Annotated in this window: 28 protein-coding genes; 27 read left to right on the forward strand and 1 reads right to left on the reverse strand. The window is 68.0% G+C overall.

Features of this window, described 5'->3' with window-relative positions; translation table 11 throughout:
* Positions 1–22 precede the first annotated feature (22 nt).
* From ngcE to rpsQ, 14 genes are all read left to right on the forward strand, one after another.
* Positions 23–1,477: an N-acetylglucosamine/diacetylchitobiose ABC transporter substrate-binding protein gene (gene ngcE, locus ACFQRD_RS12065; protein WP_377804352.1), complete on the forward strand. Its 1,455-nt coding sequence runs from the start codon at positions 23–25 to the stop codon at positions 1,475–1,477.
* A complete protein-coding gene (locus ACFQRD_RS12070) occupies positions 1,477–2,457 on the forward strand; it encodes a carbohydrate ABC transporter permease (RefSeq protein ID WP_377804354.1) in 981 nt (326 codons plus the stop codon). Before ngcE ends, ACFQRD_RS12070 begins: the two co-directional genes overlap by 1 nt.
* A complete protein-coding gene (locus ACFQRD_RS12075) occupies positions 2,454–3,362 on the forward strand; it encodes a carbohydrate ABC transporter permease (RefSeq protein ID WP_377019993.1) in 909 nt (302 codons plus the stop codon). The genes ACFQRD_RS12070 and ACFQRD_RS12075 overlap by 4 nt, the downstream gene beginning before the upstream one ends.
* Before the next feature lie 406 nt (positions 3,363–3,768).
* Entirely contained in the window at positions 3,769–4,077 is a 309-nt protein-coding gene (gene rpsJ / locus ACFQRD_RS12080) for a 30S ribosomal protein S10 (RefSeq protein WP_038371325.1), read from the forward strand.
* A gap of 11 nt (positions 4,078–4,088) precedes the next feature.
* Complete coding sequence (gene rplC, locus ACFQRD_RS12085) at positions 4,089–4,769, forward strand: 50S ribosomal protein L3 (RefSeq protein ID WP_377019991.1); 681 nt, start codon at positions 4,089–4,091, stop codon at positions 4,767–4,769.
* A 5-nt stretch (positions 4,770–4,774) separates the two neighbouring features.
* On the forward strand, positions 4,775–5,554 hold the full coding sequence (gene rplD, locus ACFQRD_RS12090; RefSeq protein WP_377019990.1) for a 50S ribosomal protein L4: 780 nt from the start codon (positions 4,775–4,777) through the stop codon (positions 5,552–5,554).
* Positions 5,551–5,853 (forward strand): 50S ribosomal protein L23, encoded by a 303-nt coding sequence (gene rplW, locus ACFQRD_RS12095; RefSeq protein ID WP_377019989.1) that lies wholly within the window; start codon positions 5,551–5,553, stop codon positions 5,851–5,853. The genes rplD and rplW overlap by 4 nt, the downstream gene beginning before the upstream one ends.
* A 46-nt stretch (positions 5,854–5,899) precedes the next feature.
* Complete coding sequence (gene rplB / locus ACFQRD_RS12100; protein ID WP_377019988.1) at positions 5,900–6,736, forward strand: 50S ribosomal protein L2; 837 nt, start codon at positions 5,900–5,902, stop codon at positions 6,734–6,736.
* A gap of 18 nt (positions 6,737–6,754) precedes the next feature.
* Positions 6,755–7,036 carry a 30S ribosomal protein S19 gene (gene rpsS, locus ACFQRD_RS12105; protein WP_377019987.1) on the forward strand — a complete coding sequence of 94 codons (282 nt, stop codon included), beginning with the start codon at positions 6,755–6,757 and terminating at the stop codon, positions 7,034–7,036.
* Positions 7,037–7,086: 50 nt separating this feature from the next.
* Complete coding sequence (gene rplV, locus ACFQRD_RS12110; protein ID WP_377019986.1) at positions 7,087–7,440, forward strand: 50S ribosomal protein L22; 354 nt, start codon at positions 7,087–7,089, stop codon at positions 7,438–7,440.
* Positions 7,441–7,450: 10 nt separating this feature from the next.
* Positions 7,451–8,305, forward strand: coding sequence for a 30S ribosomal protein S3 (rpsC, locus tag ACFQRD_RS12115; RefSeq protein WP_377019985.1), 855 nt, complete (start codon positions 7,451–7,453; stop codon positions 8,303–8,305).
* Positions 8,306–8,310: 5 nt separating this feature from the next.
* Entirely contained in the window at positions 8,311–8,730 is a 420-nt protein-coding gene (gene rplP, locus ACFQRD_RS12120; RefSeq protein ID WP_377019983.1) for a 50S ribosomal protein L16, read from the forward strand.
* Positions 8,730–8,963 (forward strand): 50S ribosomal protein L29, encoded by a 234-nt coding sequence (rpmC, locus tag ACFQRD_RS12125; protein ID WP_377019982.1) that lies wholly within the window; start codon positions 8,730–8,732, stop codon positions 8,961–8,963. The genes rplP and rpmC overlap by 1 nt, the downstream gene beginning before the upstream one ends.
* Before the next feature lie 20 nt (positions 8,964–8,983).
* Positions 8,984–9,319 (forward strand): 30S ribosomal protein S17, encoded by a 336-nt coding sequence (gene rpsQ / locus ACFQRD_RS12130; protein WP_377019981.1) that lies wholly within the window; start codon positions 8,984–8,986, stop codon positions 9,317–9,319.
* Positions 9,320–9,666: 347 nt separating this feature from the next.
* Here rpsQ and ACFQRD_RS12135 read toward each other — a convergent pair whose 3' ends face one another.
* Positions 9,667–10,191, reverse strand: coding sequence for a hypothetical protein (locus ACFQRD_RS12135; RefSeq protein WP_377019980.1), 525 nt, complete (start codon positions 10,189–10,191; stop codon positions 9,667–9,669).
* 405 nt (positions 10,192–10,596) lie between these two features.
* On the opposite strand from ACFQRD_RS12135, the gene rplN reads away from it, so the two are divergent.
* The 13 genes from rplN (at position 10,597) to map (ending at position 17,856) form a co-directional block, all read left to right on the forward strand.
* A complete protein-coding gene (rplN, locus tag ACFQRD_RS12140) occupies positions 10,597–10,965 on the forward strand; it encodes a 50S ribosomal protein L14 (RefSeq protein WP_193116799.1) in 369 nt (122 codons plus the stop codon).
* 1 nt (position 10,966) lies between these two features.
* Positions 10,967–11,353, forward strand: coding sequence for a 50S ribosomal protein L24 (gene rplX / locus ACFQRD_RS12145; RefSeq protein WP_377019979.1), 387 nt, complete (start codon positions 10,967–10,969; stop codon positions 11,351–11,353).
* Positions 11,353–11,922: a 50S ribosomal protein L5 gene (gene rplE / locus ACFQRD_RS12150; RefSeq protein WP_377019978.1), complete on the forward strand. Its 570-nt coding sequence runs from the start codon at positions 11,353–11,355 to the stop codon at positions 11,920–11,922. The genes rplX and rplE overlap by 1 nt, the downstream gene beginning before the upstream one ends.
* Position 11,923: 1 nt before the next feature.
* Complete coding sequence (locus tag ACFQRD_RS12155; protein ID WP_377019977.1) at positions 11,924–12,109, forward strand: type Z 30S ribosomal protein S14; 186 nt, start codon at positions 11,924–11,926, stop codon at positions 12,107–12,109.
* 71 nt (positions 12,110–12,180) lie between these two features.
* Positions 12,181–12,579: a 30S ribosomal protein S8 gene (gene rpsH / locus ACFQRD_RS12160; RefSeq protein ID WP_377019976.1), complete on the forward strand. Its 399-nt coding sequence runs from the start codon at positions 12,181–12,183 to the stop codon at positions 12,577–12,579.
* A 19-nt stretch (positions 12,580–12,598) separates the two neighbouring features.
* Positions 12,599–13,141 (forward strand): 50S ribosomal protein L6, encoded by a 543-nt coding sequence (gene rplF, locus ACFQRD_RS12165; protein ID WP_377793089.1) that lies wholly within the window; start codon positions 12,599–12,601, stop codon positions 13,139–13,141.
* Between the two features lie 2 nt (positions 13,142–13,143).
* Positions 13,144–13,530, forward strand: a complete 387-nt coding sequence (rplR, locus tag ACFQRD_RS12170; protein ID WP_377019973.1) for a 50S ribosomal protein L18 — start codon at positions 13,144–13,146, stop codon at positions 13,528–13,530.
* A gap of 37 nt (positions 13,531–13,567) precedes the next feature.
* Positions 13,568–14,263, forward strand: a complete 696-nt coding sequence (gene rpsE, locus ACFQRD_RS12175; RefSeq protein ID WP_377019971.1) for a 30S ribosomal protein S5 — start codon at positions 13,568–13,570, stop codon at positions 14,261–14,263.
* Entirely contained in the window at positions 14,260–14,442 is a 183-nt protein-coding gene (gene rpmD / locus ACFQRD_RS12180) for a 50S ribosomal protein L30 (protein ID WP_377020017.1), read from the forward strand. The genes rpsE and rpmD overlap by 4 nt, the downstream gene beginning before the upstream one ends.
* Before the next feature lie 4 nt (positions 14,443–14,446).
* A complete protein-coding gene (rplO, locus tag ACFQRD_RS12185; RefSeq protein ID WP_377804356.1) occupies positions 14,447–14,938 on the forward strand; it encodes a 50S ribosomal protein L15 in 492 nt (163 codons plus the stop codon).
* Between the two features lie 154 nt (positions 14,939–15,092).
* Entirely contained in the window at positions 15,093–16,397 is a 1,305-nt protein-coding gene (gene secY, locus ACFQRD_RS12190; RefSeq protein WP_377793090.1) for a preprotein translocase subunit SecY, read from the forward strand.
* The gene (locus ACFQRD_RS12195; RefSeq protein ID WP_377804358.1) at positions 16,394–17,023 is read left to right on the forward strand and encodes an adenylate kinase; all 630 of its coding nucleotides are present in this window, start codon (positions 16,394–16,396) and stop codon (positions 17,021–17,023) included. The genes secY and ACFQRD_RS12195 overlap by 4 nt, the downstream gene beginning before the upstream one ends.
* Positions 17,020–17,856, forward strand: coding sequence for a type I methionyl aminopeptidase (gene map, locus ACFQRD_RS12200; RefSeq protein WP_377804360.1), 837 nt, complete (start codon positions 17,020–17,022; stop codon positions 17,854–17,856). The genes ACFQRD_RS12195 and map overlap by 4 nt, the downstream gene beginning before the upstream one ends.
* Positions 17,857–18,115 lie beyond the last annotated feature (259 nt).

Here is an 18,115-nt window from a genome sequence, read left to right on the forward strand (position 1 = left end):
ACCACTCGACGAAGAGGCCACGATGAACGACTCCGAGAGCTCCTCGCTGGAGACCCCGCTGGACCGCCTGGGCGCCTCGCGCCGTCGGTTCCTCGCACTCGCTTCCTCCGGTACCGGTGCGGCCGCGCTGAGCGCCTGCGCCGCGGGCGGTGGCGGGGGAGACGATGACAGTGGCGGTGCTGCCCCGGAGGGCGGTGGGGACGTCAGCGACGACAACCCCTTCGGCGTCGCGGGCTCCGACCCCGTCGAGGTGATCGTCTTCGACGGTGGCTACGGGGACCAGTACGCCGTCGATGCGGGGGAGAAGTACTCCGAGCTGTACCCCGACGCCGAGGTCGACGTCAGCTCGACCGTGAACATCCAATCCGACCTCCAGACCCGGTTCATCGGCGGGGACCCGCCGGACCTGTTCGACAACGCCGGCGCCCAGTCGATGAACGCCAGCGCTCTGATCTCCGAGGGCAGCATCGCCGACATCGGCGCCCTGATCGAGGCACCGTCGCTGGATGGCGGCACCGTCGGGGAGTCGCTGCTTCCCGGCGTGCTGGATCCGGGCACGTACTCCGGCACGGTCTACGCGATCAACTACGTCTACGAGATCTTCGCCCTGTGGTACTCGGCCAGCCAGTTCGAGGAGAAGGGCTGGGAGCCGCCCCGCACGTGGGACGAGGTGATGACCATCGCCGAGGCCGCGGCGAGCGAGGACCTGGCGATGTTCCCCTGGGGTGGTCAGAACGCCGCGGACTACTACCACGAGCTCGCGCTGTCGATGGCGATCAAGGAGGCCGGCCCGGACCTGTCCCGCAAACTCGACCTGCTCGAGGACGATGTCTATCACCAGGACGCCGTCGTCGCCGCCTTCACCGCCATCGAGGACGCCGTCTCGGCCGGCTACTTCATGGCCGGCGGGGCCGGGATCCAGCACACCGAGGCCCAGACCCAATGGGTCACCGGCAATGCCGTCATGTACCCGTCGGGGTCCTGGATCGAGAACGAGCAGGCCGGTGTCACGCCCGAGGACTACCGGATGACGGGTGTGCCGGCTCCGATGCTCACGGACGCCGCCGCCATGGGCGAGGCCGCGGTCCACGGCACCGCCGGCGAGCCCTTCTTCGTCCCCGCCGAGGCCGCCAACGGCGCCGGGGGCATGGAGTTCCTGCGCATCATGCTGTCGAAGCAGCAGTGCCAGAACTTCTCGGAGATCACGTCGTCCATGACCGTCGTCAAGGACACCATTCCCGAGGACGCCTTCGGCTCCACGGCGCTCGCTTCGGTCAACGAGATGATCACGGCTGCCGGCGAGGACGTCTTCAACTACAACTTCGCTGCCTGGTACAACATGGGCACCGTGTTCAAGCCGCTGTGGGCGGAGTTCCTCAACGGCGACATCACCGCCGACCAGGCCATCGAGCGGTCGCAGGCCGCCATCGACGAGGTCCGCGAGGACGACGGTATCGAGAAGTTCGACGTCGAGTGATGGCAGCGGTCCCCACCTCCGCGCCCCCGGCGGGCCCCAGGCGCTCGCAGGGGGCGCGGAACCGCCTCACCCCCGGTCGGCTCCTGTTCTTCGCACTCTTCCTGGGCCTGCCACTGCTGGTCTACGTGCTGTTCGTGGTCTCCCCGTTCCTGCAGGCGTTCTACTACTCGCTGACCGACTGGCGCGGCCTGTCCCAGGCTCCGCGATTCATCGGGCTGGACAACTACGTCTCCCTGTTCCAGGACCCGGGGTTCCGCAGGGCCCTGGCCAACAACCTGATCTACATGATCGTGCTGCCCACGATCACCATCACGCTCGCCTTCGCGCTCGCCGTGCTGGTCACCGTGGGCGGGGACAGCCGCGGCCGGATCCAGGGCATCCGGGGCGCCACCATCTATCGGGTGGTCAGCTTCTTCCCCTACGTGATCCCCGCGGTCGTCGTCGGCATCCTGTTCGCCTTCATCTACTCGCCCAACGGCGGCCTGCTCAACGGCATCCTCAACGTGCCGCTGGGCCTGTTCGGCCAGGAGGTGCACATCGGCTGGCTCGGCGATCGGCGATTCGCGCTCGCCGCGATCATCGCGGCAGTGGTCTGGAGCCTCGTCGGCTTCTACATGGTGCTGTTCGTCGCCGCCATCAAGTCGGTCCCGGCCGAGGTCATCGAGGCGGCCCGCATCGACGGGGCGGGGCGCCTGCGCCTCGCGGTCGGCGTCATCCTGCCGATGGTGCGGGAGAACGTCTCCACCGCCGCCGTGTACATGGGGATCCTGGCGCTGGACATGTTCGTCTACGTCAGCGTCATGACGCCCACCGGCGGCATCGGCAAGAGCACCGACGTGGTCTCGCGCCTGCTGTACGAGACGGCCTTCACCAGCTCGCAGTTCGGGCGCGCCTCGGCGATGGGCGTGGTCATGGCGCTGCTGACGATGCTGATGGCCGTGATCGTGCTGTTCTCCACCCGGGAGAGGGAGCGCCGATGAGCACCGAGACCCCGACGCAGAACGCCCCGTCGGCCCCCGATCTTGCCGTGCCCGCCTCGCGGCGGACGAAGCGCACGGGCGGCGATCGCGCCTTCGGCATCCTCGCGCAGACGATCCTGGCCGCGTGGGCGCTGGTGGTGGTGCTGCCACTGATCTGGACGGTCTTCAGCTCGTTCAAGACCTCGCGCGGCATCCTCGCCTCCCCGTTCGCGCTGCCCGAACGGCTGAACCTCGACAACTTCGTGCGGGCGTGGGAGCAGGCGGGCATCGGCCGGTTCTTCGGGAACACGGTGCTCGTGGTCGGCTGCGCCCTGGTGCTGGTGATGCTGCTGGGAGCGATGTGCGCCTACGTGCTCGCGCGCTACGAGTTCCCCGGCCGGCGGATCATCTACTACGCCCTGATCGCGGGGCTGACGTTCCCGCTCTTCCTGGCCGTGGTGCCGCTGTTCTTCATCATGGAGTCGATGCAGATCCGGGGCACCTACTTCGGGCTGATCATGGCCTACGTGGGCTTCGCCCTCCCGTTCACGGTCTTCTTCCTCTACGCCTTCTTCCGGCAGCTGCCCGAGGAGATCTCGGAGGCCGCGGCGATCGACGGGGCGGGGGATTTCCGCACCTTCTTCCAGGTGATGCTGCCGATGGCGGGCCCCGGGATGGCCAGTGTGACCATCTTCAACTTCCTCGGGCTGTGGAACCAGTTCCTCATCCCCGTGGTGCTCAACACCGACCGCGACAAGTTCGTGCTCGCCCAAGGCCTCGTCAACATGCAGGCCCAGCAGGGCTACAACTCGGACTGGGCGGCGATGTTCGCCTCCGTGACGATCACGATCCTGCCGGTGCTGATCGTCTACATGATCTTCCAGCGTCAGCTGCAGGGCGGGATGGACCCCAGCACGAACAAGTGACCGCCTCCGCGCTGGACGTCGGGCGCCGCGCCGTCGACGAGGCCCGACGTCCTCCTGCTCCGCCGACGGGCGCGATGCCCGTGTGACCGGGTGCACCCGGGGTCCTCTTGTGGCCTCGAGTGCGCGTCTGGCAGACTGTTCGAGTTGTCTGCGCGGGCCGACATGCCCGGTTCCGTTCTCCATGATCTCCGGATCACGGCGAATGATCACCGGATGAGGTCCGTCCCGAGGATGCGAACGATGCACCTGCATCGAGTGCGCATCGTCAGAGGGAAGAAGTCGCAGAAGCAGCCGATCCTCGGTGGCCGAACGCTGGATTCTTATGTCCCGCGGAGGCCGACACGCCCGTCCTCGGGTGCCGGGGTCGGGTGCATCCATGCCAGACGAAGAAGAGAGACAGGACGCCATGGCGGGACAGAAGATCCGCATCCGGCTCAAGTCGTACGACCACGAAGTGATCGACAGCTCGGCGCGCAAGATCGTCGACACGGTCTCCAGCGCGGGCGCGACTGTTGTGGGCCCGGTGCCGCTGCCGACCGAGAAGAACGTGTTCGTCGTCATTCGGTCGCCGCACAAGTACAAGGACTCCCGTGAGCACTTCGAGATGCGCACGCACAAGCGACTGATCGACATCGTCGATCCCACGCCCAAGGCCGTGGACTCGCTCATGCGCCTCGATCTGCCGGCGGACGTCAACATCGAGATCAAGCTCTGAGGCAGGTGGACATGAGCAACGAACTGACGGGTCAGAGCGCCCGCCCCGTGTCCGGCGTGCTCGGCACCAAGCTCGGCATGACCCAGGTCTGGGACGAGAACGGAAAGCTCGTCCCCGTGACCGTCGTGCAGACCGGTGCGAACGTCGTCACCCAGATCCGCTCCGTCGAGAACGACGGATACGACGCCGTGCAGATCGCCTACGGGCAGATCGATCCGCGCAAGGTCTCGCAGCCGCTGCGCGGCCACTTCGACAAGGCCGGCGTGACCCCGCGCCGTCACCTGGTCGAGCTGCGCACCGCTGACGCCACCGACTACTCGCTGGGTCAGGAGATCGACGCGTCGATCTTCGAGGCCGGCCAGAAGGTCGACGTCGTCGGCACCTCCAAGGGCAAGGGCACCGCGGGCGTCATGAAGCGCCACGGCTTCGCCGGTGTCGGTGCCTCCCACGGTGCGCACCGCAACCACCGCAAGCCCGGTTCCATCGGCGGCGCCGCCACGCCCGGTCGCGTCTTCAAGGGCCAGCGCATGGCCGGCCGCATGGGCAGCGCCCGAACCAGTGTCCAGAACCTGACCGTTCACGCGGTCGACGTCGAGAAGGGCCTCGTGCTCGTCAAGGGTGCCGTTCCCGGCCCCAAGGGCGGGCTCGTGCTGGTCCGCTCGGCCGTCAAGAGCCCCGCGAAGGAGGCCTGAGCCCGATGGCAGCGAATCTGACTGTCGACGTGCTCGATCCGGCCGGCACCAAGTCCGGCACCGTCGAGCTGCCCGCGTCGATCTTCGACGTGCAGACCAACGTGCCCCTGATCCACCAGGTGGTCGTCGCCCAGCAGGCGGCGTCCCGTCAGGGCACTCACAAGGCCAAGACCCGCGCCGAGGTGCGTGGCGGCGGCAAGAAGCCCTGGAAGCAGAAGGGCACCGGTCGTGCCCGTCAGGGCTCCCTCCGCGCCCCGCAGTTCACCGGTGGCGGCACCGTCCACGGCCCCGTCCCCCGCGAGTACAGCCAGCGCACCCCGAAGAAGATGAAGGCTGCCGCTCTGCGCGGTGCCCTCTCGGATCGGGCCCGCAACGGCCGCGTCCACGTGGTCTCGTCCCTCCTCGACGGCAATGCGCCGTCGACGAAGGCCGTCCGCACCACCCTGTCCCACGTCTCCGACCGCCGGCACGTGCTGGTCGTCGTGCGTCGTGACGACGACCTGGGCGCGCTGAGCTCGCGCAACCTGCCCACCGCGCACGTCCTGTACGCGGACCAGGTGAACACCTACGACGTCATGCTCTCCGACGACGTGGTCTTCACCGCCGGTGCGCTGGAGGACTTCGTCGCCCAGGCCACCGTGTCCCTGCCCACCTCGTCCTTCGCCGCGGCGAAGAACGCGTCGTCGGCCCCGGCCGCCGCCGCGCAGGAGGCCCCGGCCTCCGACGACGAGGACGGCGCCCAGGCCGCTGAGGCCGCCGAGCCCGCCAAGGAGGAGTCGAAGTGACCGTGCTGAACAAGGATCCCCGCGACGTCCTGCTGGCCCCGGTCGTCTCCGAGAAGAGCTACGGGCTGATGGACGAGGGCAAGTACACCTTCCTGGTGGACGCCCGCGCCAACAAGACCGAGATCAAGATCGCCGTCGAGTCCATCTTCGACGTCAAGGTCTCCTCGGTGAACACGATCAACCGTCAGGGCAAGTCGCGCCGCACGCGCTTCGGGACCGGCAAGCGCAAGGACACCAAGCGCGCCGTGGTCACCCTGACTGACGGAGCCATCGACATCTTCGGAGGGTCGGTCGCCTGAGGCGGCCGATATCCGAGGAGCCGAAGAGAGTCTGAGGGAAACCCACATGGCAATTCGTAAGAGCAAGCCGACCACGCCCGGTCGTCGCGGCTCGAGTGGCGCCGACTTCGTCGAGGTCACCCGCGACACCCCTGAGAAGTCGCTGGTCCGCCCGCTGTCCAAGTCGGGCGGGCGCAACAGCAACGGCCGCATCACCTCCCGTCACCGGGGCGGCGGCCACAAGCGTGCCTACCGTGTCATCGACTTCCGTCGCCACGACAAGGACGGCGTCGGTGCCAAGGTCGCACACATCGAGTACGACCCCAACCGCACCGCGCGCATCGCGCTGCTGCACTACACCGACGGCGAGAAGCGCTACATCCTCGCCCCGGCGAAGCTGCGTCAGGGCGACTGGATCGAGAACGGTCCGGAGTCGGACATCAAGCCCGGCAACAATCTGCCGCTGCGCAACATCCCGCTGGGCACCGTGATCCACGCGATCGAGCTGCGCCCCGGCGGCGGTGCCAAGATCGCCCGCAGCGCCGGCGCCTCCGTGCAGCTGGTCGCCAAGGAAGGACCGTACGCGCAGCTGCGCATGCCGTCCGGCGAGATCCGCAACGTCGATGCCCGCTGCCGCGCCACCATCGGTGAGGTCGGCAACGCGGAGCAGTCCAACATCAACTGGGGCAAGGCCGGCCGCATGCGCTGGAAGGGCAAGCGCCCTCACGTGCGTGGCGTCGTCATGAACCCCATCGACCATCCGCACGGCGGCGGCGAGGGCCGCACCTCCGGTGGTCGGCATCCGGTGTCGCCCTGGGGTCAGCCCGAGGGCCGTACCCGGCGACCCGGCAAGGAGAGCGACAAGCTCATCGTGCGCCGCCGCCGGACCGGCAAGAAGCGCTGATAGGGAGAACCACAGACTATGCCTCGCAGTATCGCCAAGGGCCCGTTCGTCGACGATCACCTCCAGAAGAAGGTGGACGCTCAGAACGAGAAGGGCACCAAGAACCTCATCAAGACCTGGTCGCGTCGTTCGGTCATCACGCCGGACTTCCTCGGCCACACCTTCGCAGTGCACGACGGCCGCAAGCACGTCACGGTGTTCGTCACCGAGGCCATGGTCGGCCACAAGCTCGGCGAGTTCGCTCCCACGCGGACTTTCAAGGGCCACGAGAAGGACGACAAGAAGGGCCGCCGCCGCTGACCTCGGTCACGCGGCAGCACCATCAGCAATCCGAAGAAAGCAGGACAGCAATGGAAGCCAAGGCGCAGGTGCGGTACCTCCGCATGTCGCCCATGAAGGCTCGCCGCGTTGTGGACCTGATTCGTGGCAAGAGCACGGCCGAGGCCCTGGACACCCTGCGGTTCGCCCCGCAGGGAGCCAGCGAGCCCGTCCTCAAGCTCGTCGAGTCCGCGATCGCCAACGCGCGGGTGAAGGCAGATCAGGCGGGGGAGCGCTTCGATGAGCGCGAACTCGTCGTCTCCTCCGCATTCGTCGATGAGGGCCCGACCATGAAGCGGTTCCAGCCGCGCGCACAGGGTCGAGCCTTCCAGATCAAGAAGCGCACCAGCCACGTCACCGTGGTGGTCGCTCCCGTGAACAAGTAAGGAGTCCCGAATGGGCCAGAAGGTCAATCCGAACGGGTTCCGCCTCGGGATCACCACGGAGCACAGCAGCCGGTGGTTCGCCGACTCCTCCAAGGAGGGTCAGCGTTATCGCGACTACGTGAAGGAAGACGTCGCGATCCGCAAGCTCATGTCCAAGGGGCTCGAGCGCGCCGGCATCTCCAAGGTCGAGATCGAGCGCACCCGTGATCGTGTCCGCGTCGACCTCCACACCGCCCGCCCGGGCATCGTCATCGGGCGCCGGGGTGCCGAGGCCGAGCGTCTGCGCGGCGAGCTGGAGAAGCTCACCGGCAAGCAGATCCAGCTGAACATCCTCGAGGTCAAGAACCCCGAGAACGACGCTCAGCTGGTCGCCCAGGGCATCGCCGAGCAGCTCGCCGCCCGCGTCTCCTTCCGTCGTGCGATGCGCAAGGGCATGCAGTCCGCGCAGCGCGCCGGCGCGAAGGGCATCCGAGTGGCCGTCTCCGGCCGCCTCGGCGGCGCCGAGATGAGCCGCAACGAGTTCTACCGCGAGGGGCGCGTGCCGCTGCACACCCTCCGCGCGAACATCGACTACGGCTTCTACGAGGCCCGCACCGCCTTCGGCCGCATCGGCGTGAAGGTGTGGATCTACAAGGGCGACGTCACCGCCAAGGAGCTCGCGGCCCAGGCCGCCACGCAGGGTCCCCGCTCCGGCGGCCGCGGCCCCCGTGCCGAGCGCCCGCGCGGCCGTCGCAACGAGCGCAACGCCAACGCCCGTCGTGAGGGTGGCAGCACCGAGGGAGCAGCCCAGGCTGCCGCTCCGGCCGCCGCCCCCACGGAGCAGCCGGCGTCCGCTCCCGCACAGCAGTCCGGAACGGAGGCCTGAGCGACATGCTGATCCCCCGCAGGACCAAGCACCGCAAGCAGCACCACCCGACCCGCAGCGGCATGGCCAAGGGCGGCACCGAGCTGGCGTTCGGCGACTACGGCATCCAGGCGCTCGCGCCGGCCTACGTCACCAACCGTCAGATCGAGGCGGCACGAATCGCCATGACGCGCTACATGAAGCGTGGCGGCAAGGTGTACATCAACATCTACCCCGACCGGCCGCTGACCAAGAAGCCTGCCGAGGTCCGCATGGGCTCCGGTAAGGGTTCGGTCGAGTGGTGGGTCGCCAACATCAAGCCCGGCCGTGTCCTCTTCGAGGTCGCGGGCGTGTCCGAGGAAGTGTCCCGCGAGGCGCTGCGCCTGGCGATGCACAAGCTCCCCATGAAGTGCCGCATTCTGAGCCGAGAGGGTGGTGACATCTGATGGCAGCGACCAAGCTCACCGCCGATGAACTGGACAAGCTGGACGACGCCAAGCTGGCCGACGAGCTGGCGAAGGCGAAGGACGAGCTGTTCAAGCTCCGTTTCCAGTCCGCCACCGGTCAGCTCGAGAGCTCCGGCCGCCTGCGGTCCGTCAAGAAGGACATCGCACGGATCTACACGATCCTGCGCGAGCGCGAGCTGGGCATCCGACAGGCGCCCGGCGCCGCCGAGTGACCGCGAAGCGAGGAACAGACATGACTGAGAACAGCAAGGCCGAGGCCCCGGCCGTCGACGAGGTCGAGGTGCTCGACAAGGAAGGCGCGCACGCGTCGTCCCATGAGCGCCCGTACCGCAAGACCGTCCGCGGCTTCGTGGTCTCCGACAAGATGGACAAGACCGTCGTCGTCGAGGTCGAGGAGCGCGTCAAGCACGCTCGCTACGGCAAGGTCACGACCAAGACGAGCAAGTTCAAGGCCCACGACGAGGAGAACACCGCCGGTATCGGCGACCGTGTCCTCATCATGGAGACCCGACCGCTCTCCGCCTCCAAGCGGTGGCGCCTGGTCGAGATCCTCGAGCGAGCCAAGTGATCCAACGGTCCTGGTGACCGCAGCAGGATCGACGTGAAGGGTCGGCCTTCCCCCTGGGGGAGGCCGGCCCTTTCGCTATACCCGGGGCCGCTGCGTCAGGGGCTGGCGTGTCCGGGCTGCTGCCGGAGTCCGCTGCGCCCGGGCCCGCCCGTCGGGCGCTCCGGTACGTCGCGCCTCCGTTCCACTGATTCGTCTCGTCACTGCAACGGATCAGTGGAACGAGCCCGCGTGTCGCCGGACGGTCGTCGCCCGAGTGCCCGTATACGGCAGTGGTGGTGGCCGAGGGACGGATCAGGCGCGCGTGAGACGGTCAGGCGCGCGCGGGTCGGGTCAGGAGCGCGAGACGCTCAGGCGCGCGTGAGACGGGTCAGGAGCGCGCCCGCGTAGGCGTCCTCAGCATGAGGTGCCCGGACCTCGCGCAGGCCACCGGCGTCAGCATCGGCACCGAGTGCAGTGCCAGTGCCAGTGCCAGTGCCGGCGCCAGCGCCAGGGTCAGCGTCGGTATCGGTGCCAGGTGCAGCACCGCTGCCAGGGTCGGCGTCGCCCGCCGGCGCGAACCTCACCACGTAGGCGCCCGACTGCTCCCGGTGCAGCGACACGAAGGCGTCGCCGAGCGCATCGCGGAGCTGCTCCTCGCGGGGAATCCAGATGGCCTCGTGCTGCTCGACCGTGTCCAGCGCCCACTCGGTGGTGCCGTTGAAGCGGAAGACATGCTGGCCCGACCGGCTGATGCCCCGCTCGACCACCATCGGGGAGAGCATGAACGCCTCGTCGCGCAGCAGCTCGGTGTCGATCGAGAACAGGTCGCCGTCCGCCGGTTCCCAGGGCAGCCCCGCGTCCTTGAGTCGTCGTGCCACATCGATGTCGATCATGGATCGAGTGTAGGGGCGGCGGGAGAGCAAGCCCACACCCTTCGCAGGGCTCGCATGGGGTGACAGCGACTGCTGCGGGGACGTAGTCTTGAACGGTTGCCGGACGACCATGCCCACCAGCCCTCGCGGTGAGTGCGGGATCGGGAGTCCGCGGCAGGATCCGGAAGCACCAGATCCGTCCTCGCCGGAGACCTCGCACGAGAAGCGAACGCTGAGGCGTTCTCCACGCTAGTGCCTGAGTCCGGCCGAGGGTTTTTTGGTGCCCGGAGCCCGCCGCCGGTGATGCTCATGGCCACGTTCGTGACCTGGGCGGACGTCCGGGCATGGTCCATATTCCGTTCCGCCAGGCTCGGCCGGCCCGCTCCCGCGGACCGGAAGAGAACCGGTGAGACGATAGGAGAACGAGTGATTCAGCAGGAGTCGCGACTGAAGGTCGCCGACAACACAGGTGCCAAGGAGATTCTCTGCATCCGTGTTCTCGGTGGCTCCGGTCGCCGTTACGCCAGCATCGGCGACACCATCGTGGCGACCGTCAAGGACGCCATCCCCGGTGGCAACGTCAAGAAGGGCGATGTCATCAAGGCTGTCGTCGTCCGTACGTCCAAGGAGCGTCGGCGCGCCGACGGGTCCTACATCCGCTTCGACGAGAACGCGGCGGTGATCCTCAAGGCCGATGGCGAGCCGCGCGGAACGCGCATCTTCGGCCCCGTCGGGCGCGAACTGCGCGACAAGCGCTTCATGAAGATCATCTCGCTGGCACCGGAGGTGCTGTGACATGGCAAAGATGAAGATCAAGAAGGGCGACCTCGTCCAGGTCATCACCGGCCGCACGAGCGACGCCGACAAGGTCGCCGCACGTGGCCTCGAGGCCGGCGACAAGGGCAAGCAGGGCCGCGTCCTGCAGGTGTTCCCCGATACCGAGCGCGTGCTCGTCGAGGGCATCAACCGCCGCACCCACCACATCAAGCCCAACCAGGCCGGTGGCGCGGGCGGCATCGAGCAGCGCGAGGCCCCCATCCACATCTCCAACGTGGCTCTGGTCGACCCGGAGGACAACAAGCCGACCAAGGTCGGCTACCGCGTCGAGACCCTCGAGCTCGAGAACGGCCGCTCCAAGCAGGTGCGCGTCCGCTTCGCCAAGCGCTCCGGGAAGGACATCTGATGAGCGAGACTGCTATCCAGGCGCCCACCCCGCGCCTGAAGGCCCGGTACAACGAGACCATCAAGGCGGAGCTGACCGACCAGTTCGGTTACGAGAACGTCATGCTGGTGCCCGGTCTGACCAAGATCGTCGTGAACATGGGCGTCGGCGACGCCGCTCGCGACTCCAAGGTCATCGACGGCGCCGTGCGCGACCTCGCCGCCATCACCGGACAGAAGCCGCAGGTCACCAAGGCCCGCAAGTCGATCGCGCAGTTCAAGCTGCGTGAGGGAATGCCGATCGGTGCGCACGTCACCCTCCGTGGCGCTCGCATGTGGGAATTCCTGGACCGGCTGCTGTCGACCGCTCTGCCGCGCATCCGCGACTTCCGTGGTCTGTCGCCGAAGCACTTCGACGGCAACGGCAACTACACGTTCGGCCTCACGGAGCAGGTCATGTTCCACGAGATCGACCAGGACAAGATCGACCGCGTCCGCGGTATGGACATCACGGTCGTGACCACCGCGAAGACCGACGACGAGGGACGCGCGCTGCTGAAGCTGCTCGGCTTCCCCTTCAAGGAGAACTGATATGGCCAAGACAGCCCTGATCAAGAAGTCGGAGCGCAAGCCGAAGTTCGCCGTGCGCGCTTACTCCCGGTGCCAGCGTTGCGGCCGCCCGCACTCCGTGTACCGCAAGTTCGGCCTCTGCCGAGTCTGCCTTCGCGACATGGCTCACCGTGGTGAGCTCCCCGGCGTCACCAAGAGCAGCTGGTAAGGACTACCGCCAGAGGTCCCGGGGCACAGCGATGATGCCGCGGGAAACCAGGTGAGGAAGAAGCAACAGACATGACCATGACCGACCCGATCGCGGACATGCTCACGCGCATCCGTAACGCCTCAGGGGCGTACCACGAGAGCGCGTCCATGCCGTATTCGAAGTTGAAGAGCCGTATCGCGGACATCCTGAAGGCCGAGGGCTACATCCTCGGCTGGCACGAGGAGGAGGCCGAGGTGGGCAAGAAGCTCGTCCTCGAGCTGAAGTACTCCGACAGCCGTGAGCGCGCCATCTCCGGGGTGCGCCGCGTCTCGAAGCCCGGCCTGCGTGTGTACGCGAAGTCCACCAATCTGCCCAAGGTCCTCGGCGGCCTGGGCGTGGCGATCCTGTCCACGTCCTCCGGCCTCCTGACCGACCGGCAGGCAGCCAAGAAGGGTGTAGGTGGGGAAGTCCTCGCCTACATCTGGTGAGCGGGAGAGGAGAAACACTATGTCCCGCATCGGAGTCCGCCCGGTTCCCGTTCCGGCGGCCGTGCAGAACGTCACCATCGAAGACCGCACCGTCACGGTGACCGGTCCCAAGGGCGAGCTGAAGCACGTCGTGCCCGAGCCCATCGCCGTCGAGCGCGATGAGTCCGGCGCCATCGTGGTGAGCCGCCCCGACGACGAGCGCGAGAACAGGTCGCTTCACGGCCTGACCCGCACTCTCATCAACAACATGGTCCTCGGCGTCACCGAGGGCTTCACGAAGAAGCTGGAGATCGTGGGCACGGGCTACCGTGTGACCGCGAAGGGCACCGACCTCGAGTTCGCCCTCGGCTTCTCCCACCCCGTCGTGGTGAAGGCGCCCCAGGGCATCACCTTCACCGTCGAGACCCCGAGCAAGTTCTCGGTCAGCGGCATCGACAAGCAGCAGGTGGGAGAGGTCGCCGCGAACATCCGCAAGATCCGTCGGCCCGAGCCCTACAAGGGCAAGGGCGTGCGGTACGCGGACGAGACCGTGGTGCGCAAGGCCGGAAAGGCTGGTAAGTGATCATGGGTTACGCACTCAAGCACACCAAGGGCAAGCCCGGCAGCCGGCTGCGTACGCGCGGCCGTCGCCACCTGCGCGTCCGTCGTCGTGTCATCGGCACGCCCCAGCGTCCGCGTCTGGTCGTCACCCGTTCGGCCCGTCACGTCTTCGTGCAGGTCGTCGACGACGATGCCGGCGTCACGCTGGCGTCGGCCTCGACCATGGAGGCCGATCTGCGCGCCGCCTCCACCACGAAGTCGGACAAGGCCCGCACCGTCGGCGCCCTGGTCGCCGAGCGCACCAAGGCAGCCGGGATCGACTCCGTCGTGTTCGACCGCGGCGGCAACAAGTACCACGGTCGCGTGGCCGCCGTCGCCGACGGCGCTCGCGAGGCCGGCCTGGCGCTGTGATCGCCCCCCGGACACAGGACGAGAAGAGGATCTGAATATGGCTGCACAGCAGCGGAACAATGGTCCCGCGGCCTCCGGCCGGCGGGGCGACAACTCCACCAACACCAGCAGCAGCTCCGATGATCGCGGAGGCCGTCGCAGCGACGACCGCGGCGGTCGTCAGGGCCGCGGGCGCGGTCAGGACGCCGAGAAGTCGGCATTCCTCGAGCGCGTCGTGAGCATCAACCGCGTCTCCAAGGTCGTCAAGGGCGGCCGTCGCTTCTCCTTCACCGCCCTCGTGGTGGTCGGTGACGGCGACGGAACCGTCGGAGTCGGCTACGGAAAGGCCAAGGAGGTCCCCTCGGCGATCTCCAAGGGTGTCGAGGAGGCGAAGAAGAACTTCTTCCGCGTCCCGCGCATCCAGGGCACCGTCGTGCACAAGGTCCAGGGTGAGGATGCGGCAGGCGTCGTCCTGCTGCGTCCCGCCGCCCCGGGTACCGGTGTGATCGCCGGCGGTCCGGTCCGCGCCGTGCTCGAGTGCGCCGGAGTGCACGATGTGCTCTCCAAGTCGCTCGGCTCGACCAACGCGATCAACATCGTGCGGGCCACCGTCGATGCGCTCAAGCAGCTCGAGGAGCCGGAAGCCGTGGCCGCGCGCCGCGGTCTCGCGGTCGAGGACATCGCCCCGGCGGCTCTCCTGCGGGCCCAGGCCGAAGGCCGCGCCGCGGCCCGCGCCGAGAAGGTGGGTGCCTGATGCAGATCAAGGTCACCCAGGTCCGTTCCGACATCGGCGGCAACCAGACCCAGCGTGCCACCCTGCGCGGCCTCGGCCTCAAGCGCATCGGTGACACGGCGGTGAAGGACGACCGCCCCGAGATCCGCGGCATGATCCGCGCCGTCACCCACCTGGTGACGGTCGAAGAGGTGGACTGACTCCATGAACGACACCGAGAACAAGAGCGCCGAGAGCACGGGACCCGCTTCCGGCTCTCCGCTGAAGCTGCACGACCTGCGCCCCGCGCCGGGCTCCAATACCCGTCGCACCCGCGTCGGCCGTGGTGAGGCTTCCAAGGGCAAGACCGCCGGTCGCGGCACCAAGGGCACCAAGGCCCGCAACCAGGTGCCGTTCGGCTTCGAGGGCGGGCAGATGCCGCTGCACATGCGGCTGCCCAAGCTGCGCGGCTTCACCAACCCCTTCCGCGTCGAGTACCAGGTCGTGAACCTGGCGACCCTGCAGGAGCTGTTCCCCGAGGGCGGCACCGTGACGGTCGAGGACCTCGTCGCCCGGGGCGCCGTGCGCAAGAACCAGCCCGTCAAGGTGCTGGGCACCGGCGACGTCAGCGTCAAGCTGGACGTCACCGCACAGAAGTTCTCCGCCTCGGCGGAGCAGAAGATCGCGGCGGCTGGCGGGTCCGTCACCACCGCGTGAGTCATTTTGACGGGGCACCGCGGCGCAGAATAATCTGTGCCGCGGTGCCCCGTCGTCATATCGGGGCCGGTCCGAAGGCCGTACGACACACACGGCACCGGGACGGACCGGGACGTCCAACGGTCCTGTCCCCGGACCTCCAGGAGGGAAACTGGTGAACTCGTTCGTGCGCGCGCTGCGCACCCCCGAGCTGAGGAACAAGATCCTCTTCACGCTCGGCATGATCGCGATCTACCGTCTCGGTGTCTTCATCCCCACCCCGGGATTCGACTACACCAACGTGATGGTGTGCGCAGATCAGGCCATGACGGGGCAGGGCGCCAACGTGATGGGCATGGTCAACATGTTCTCCGGCGGCGCGCTGTTGCAGCTGTCCATCTTCTCGCTGGGCGTCATGCCCTACATCACGGCATCGATCATCGTGCAGCTGCTGCGCGTGGTCATCCCGCGGTTCGAGGCCCTCCACAAGGAAGGGGCCTCGGGCACCCAGAAACTGACGCAGTACACGCGGTATCTGACCATCGGTCTGGCCGTGCTGCAGGCGACCACCATCATCACGCTGGTCCGTTCCGGGCAGTTCTTCGTCGGCTGCCAGCTCGAACTGGTGCCCGACCAGTCGATCCACACCCTGCTGCTGATGGTCGTGACCATGACGGTGGGCACCGTCCTGATCATGTTCATGGGCGAGATGATCACCGAGCGCGGCATCGGCAACGGCATGTCGCTGATGATCTTCTCGTCGATCGCGGCCTCGTTCCCCTCCGCCATGGCGCAGATCTGGGAGCTGCAGGGCTGGCTCGTGTTCGCCCTGGTGATCCTGGTGGCGCTGCTGGTCATGATCGGCATCGTCTTCGTCGAGCAGTCCCAGCGGCGCATCCCGGTGCAGTACGCCAAGCGCATGGTGGGACGGCGCATGTACGGCGGCACCTCGACCTACATCCCGATCAAGGTCAACCAGGCCGGCGTCATCCCGGTCATCTTCGCGGCCTCGATCCTCGCACTGCCGCAGATGGCCGCGTCCTTCGGCAGCCCGGAGTCCGGGTGGGTCCAGTGGATCAACGCCCACCTCGTGATGGGCGCGTCGTTCTCCTGGATCTACGCCCTGGTCTACGTGGCCCTGATCGTGTTCTTCGCGTTCTTCTACGTCTCGATCACCTTCAACGCGGAGGAGATCGCCGACAACATGAAGAAGTACGGCGGGTTCGTGCCCAATGTGCGCGCCGGCAAGCCCACCGAGAACTACCTGCGGTACGTGATCAATCGGATCCAGACCCCCGGCGCCATCTACCTCGCGGTGATCTCGCTGATCCCGCTGTTCGCACTCGTCTACCTCGGTGCCTCGCAGAACTTCCCGCTCGGCGGGGTCTCGGTGCTGATCATCATCGGCGTCGGCCTCGACACCGTGAAGCAGATCGATGCGAAGCTCCAGCAGCACCACTACGAAGGGATTCTCCGGTGACCAGCCCCGACCTCTCGACCGACCCCACCGCGACGCAGGACGACGGCGGCCAGGCCGCCCGCCGTCTGCTGATCGTGGGCCCGCCCGGGGCGGGCAAGGGCACCCAGGCCGTGCGCATCGCCGAGGAGCTGTCCATCCCGGCGATCTCCACCGGGGACATCTTCCGCGCCAACGTCTCGCAGGAGACCGAGCTCGGCGTGCTGGCGAAGTCCTACATGGATGCCGGTGAGTACGTTCCCGACTCCGTCACCAACGACATGGTCCGCTCCCGTCTGGCCGAGGCGGATGCCCGTGACGGCTTCCTGCTGGACGGCTACCCGCGCACCCTCGACCAGGTCGAGGCGCTGGACTCGATCCTCACCGAGCTCGGCACCGCGCTGGACCTGGTGCTGCTGCTCGAGGTCGAGACCGACGAGGTCGTCGGCCGCCTGCTCGCCCGCGGGGCCGAGCAGGGCCGCAGCGACGACACCGAGGAGACCATCCGGCGCCGCCTCGACGTCTACGCGGAGCAGACGGCACCGCTGATCGACGTCTACGACTCCCGCGGCCTCGTGCGCCGCGTGGACGGCTCGGCGCCGATCGACGAGGTCACCGTCGCGCTGCGGGAGGCGCTCAGGGCACGATGAGCATCCTCCCCGAGCGGGTGGAGCTGAAGACCCCCGAACAGATCCTGGTGATGCGGCGCAGCGGGCTGCTGCTGGACCGTGTCCACGCGATGCTCGAGGAGAACATCCGCCCCGGCATCACCACGGCCGAGCTGGATCGTCTCGCCCACGAGATGATCCGCGACGAGGGGGCCACGCCGAACTTCCTCGGCTACCACGGGTTCCCCGCGACGCTGTGCATCAGCGTCAACGAGATCGTCGTCCACGGGATCCCCGGCTCGCGCCGGCTCGCCGAGGGCGACATCGTCTCCATCGACGGTGGTCTGATCATCGACGGCTGGCACTCCGACGCCGCCCGCACCCACATCGTGGGTGCCCCGCGCTCGGTGGGGGACGAGGACCTGGTCCGGATCACCCGGGAGGCGCTGTGGGCGGGTATAGCCGCGCTCGCCTCGGCCGACCGGGTCGGTGACGTCGGAGCAGCCATCGAGGATCACGTCACCGAGGCGGCGGGGGAGTCCCTCGCCCACCTCGAGGGCTTCGGCGGGCACGGCATCGGGACCGCCATGCACCAGGCGCCCGACGTCATGAACTACCGCACCCGCTCCCGTGGGCCGCGGGTGAAGGCGGGCATGTGCCTGGCCATCGAGCCGATGCTGATCCAGGGCTCGGGAGACTGGGTGCTGGAGGACGACGACTGGACGGTGCGGGCCACCGGGGGCGGCCGGGCCGCCCACGCCGAGAACTCCGTGGCCGTGACCGATGAGGGTCTGCTCGTCCTGACGGAGGCCGACGGCGGCGCTGCCGAGCTCGCCCGGCGCGGCATCGTCGCCGCCCCGGATCCCCTCGCGTAGTGATGGGCATCATCACGGGGACTATCGCGGTTCCCGGAAAGGCCGTGTAGGCTGGTCGATCGGGTGTGCTCCGCGCGCGATGTCCATCGTGTGCTGTGGCCCGGCGCTGTCCGCAGCGCCGTCGCGCAGTCCCCGTCGTGCTGACGTCGTCGACCGGCTCCTGCCGTGTGGCCGGTGAGGCCGACGGCGCGCTGGTGGCGCCACCCTCATCGACCACCGTACTCGTCACCCGACGGGCGGTGCGCAAGAGACGATAATG

Origin of the sequence: Brachybacterium sp. GCM10030268, assembly GCF_042666305.1 — a bacterium.
Taxonomy (GTDB): domain Bacteria; phylum Actinomycetota; class Actinomycetes; order Actinomycetales; family Dermabacteraceae; genus Brachybacterium.

What these genes read in the sequence shown, in the direction of transcription:
- ngcE (WP_377804352.1), top strand. Translation starts at nt 23, where the DNA reads ATGAACGACTCCGAGAGCTCCTCGCTGGAGACCCCGCTGGACCGCCTG.
- ACFQRD_RS12070 (WP_377804354.1), top strand. Translation starts at nt 1,477, where the DNA reads ATGGCAGCGGTCCCCACCTCCGCGCCCCCGGCGGGCCCCAGGCGCTCG.
- ACFQRD_RS12075 (WP_377019993.1), top strand. Translation starts at nt 2,454, where the DNA reads ATGAGCACCGAGACCCCGACGCAGAACGCCCCGTCGGCCCCCGATCTT.
- rpsJ (WP_038371325.1), top strand. Translation starts at nt 3,769, where the DNA reads ATGGCGGGACAGAAGATCCGCATCCGGCTCAAGTCGTACGACCACGAA.
- rplC (WP_377019991.1), top strand. Translation starts at nt 4,089, where the DNA reads ATGAGCAACGAACTGACGGGTCAGAGCGCCCGCCCCGTGTCCGGCGTG.
- rplD (WP_377019990.1), top strand. Translation starts at nt 4,775, where the DNA reads ATGGCAGCGAATCTGACTGTCGACGTGCTCGATCCGGCCGGCACCAAG.
- rplB (WP_377019988.1), top strand. Translation starts at nt 5,900, where the DNA reads ATGGCAATTCGTAAGAGCAAGCCGACCACGCCCGGTCGTCGCGGCTCG.
- rpsS (WP_377019987.1), top strand. Translation starts at nt 6,755, where the DNA reads ATGCCTCGCAGTATCGCCAAGGGCCCGTTCGTCGACGATCACCTCCAG.
- rplV (WP_377019986.1), top strand. Translation starts at nt 7,087, where the DNA reads ATGGAAGCCAAGGCGCAGGTGCGGTACCTCCGCATGTCGCCCATGAAG.
- rpsC (WP_377019985.1), top strand. Translation starts at nt 7,451, where the DNA reads ATGGGCCAGAAGGTCAATCCGAACGGGTTCCGCCTCGGGATCACCACG.
- rplP (WP_377019983.1), top strand. Translation starts at nt 8,311, where the DNA reads ATGCTGATCCCCCGCAGGACCAAGCACCGCAAGCAGCACCACCCGACC.
- rpmC (WP_377019982.1), top strand. Translation starts at nt 8,730, where the DNA reads ATGGCAGCGACCAAGCTCACCGCCGATGAACTGGACAAGCTGGACGAC.
- rpsQ (WP_377019981.1), top strand. Translation starts at nt 8,984, where the DNA reads ATGACTGAGAACAGCAAGGCCGAGGCCCCGGCCGTCGACGAGGTCGAG.
- ACFQRD_RS12135 (WP_377019980.1), bottom strand. Translation starts at nt 10,191, where the DNA reads ATGATCGACATCGATGTGGCACGACGACTCAAGGACGCGGGGCTGCCC.
- rplX (WP_377019979.1), top strand. Translation starts at nt 10,967, where the DNA reads ATGGCAAAGATGAAGATCAAGAAGGGCGACCTCGTCCAGGTCATCACC.
- rplE (WP_377019978.1), top strand. Translation starts at nt 11,353, where the DNA reads ATGAGCGAGACTGCTATCCAGGCGCCCACCCCGCGCCTGAAGGCCCGG.
- ACFQRD_RS12155 (WP_377019977.1), top strand. Translation starts at nt 11,924, where the DNA reads ATGGCCAAGACAGCCCTGATCAAGAAGTCGGAGCGCAAGCCGAAGTTC.
- rpsH (WP_377019976.1), top strand. Translation starts at nt 12,181, where the DNA reads ATGACCATGACCGACCCGATCGCGGACATGCTCACGCGCATCCGTAAC.
- rplF (WP_377793089.1), top strand. Translation starts at nt 12,599, where the DNA reads ATGTCCCGCATCGGAGTCCGCCCGGTTCCCGTTCCGGCGGCCGTGCAG.
- rplR (WP_377019973.1), top strand. Translation starts at nt 13,144, where the DNA reads ATGGGTTACGCACTCAAGCACACCAAGGGCAAGCCCGGCAGCCGGCTG.
- rpsE (WP_377019971.1), top strand. Translation starts at nt 13,568, where the DNA reads ATGGCTGCACAGCAGCGGAACAATGGTCCCGCGGCCTCCGGCCGGCGG.
- rplO (WP_377804356.1), top strand. Translation starts at nt 14,447, where the DNA reads ATGAACGACACCGAGAACAAGAGCGCCGAGAGCACGGGACCCGCTTCC.
- map (WP_377804360.1), top strand. Translation starts at nt 17,020, where the DNA reads ATGAGCATCCTCCCCGAGCGGGTGGAGCTGAAGACCCCCGAACAGATC.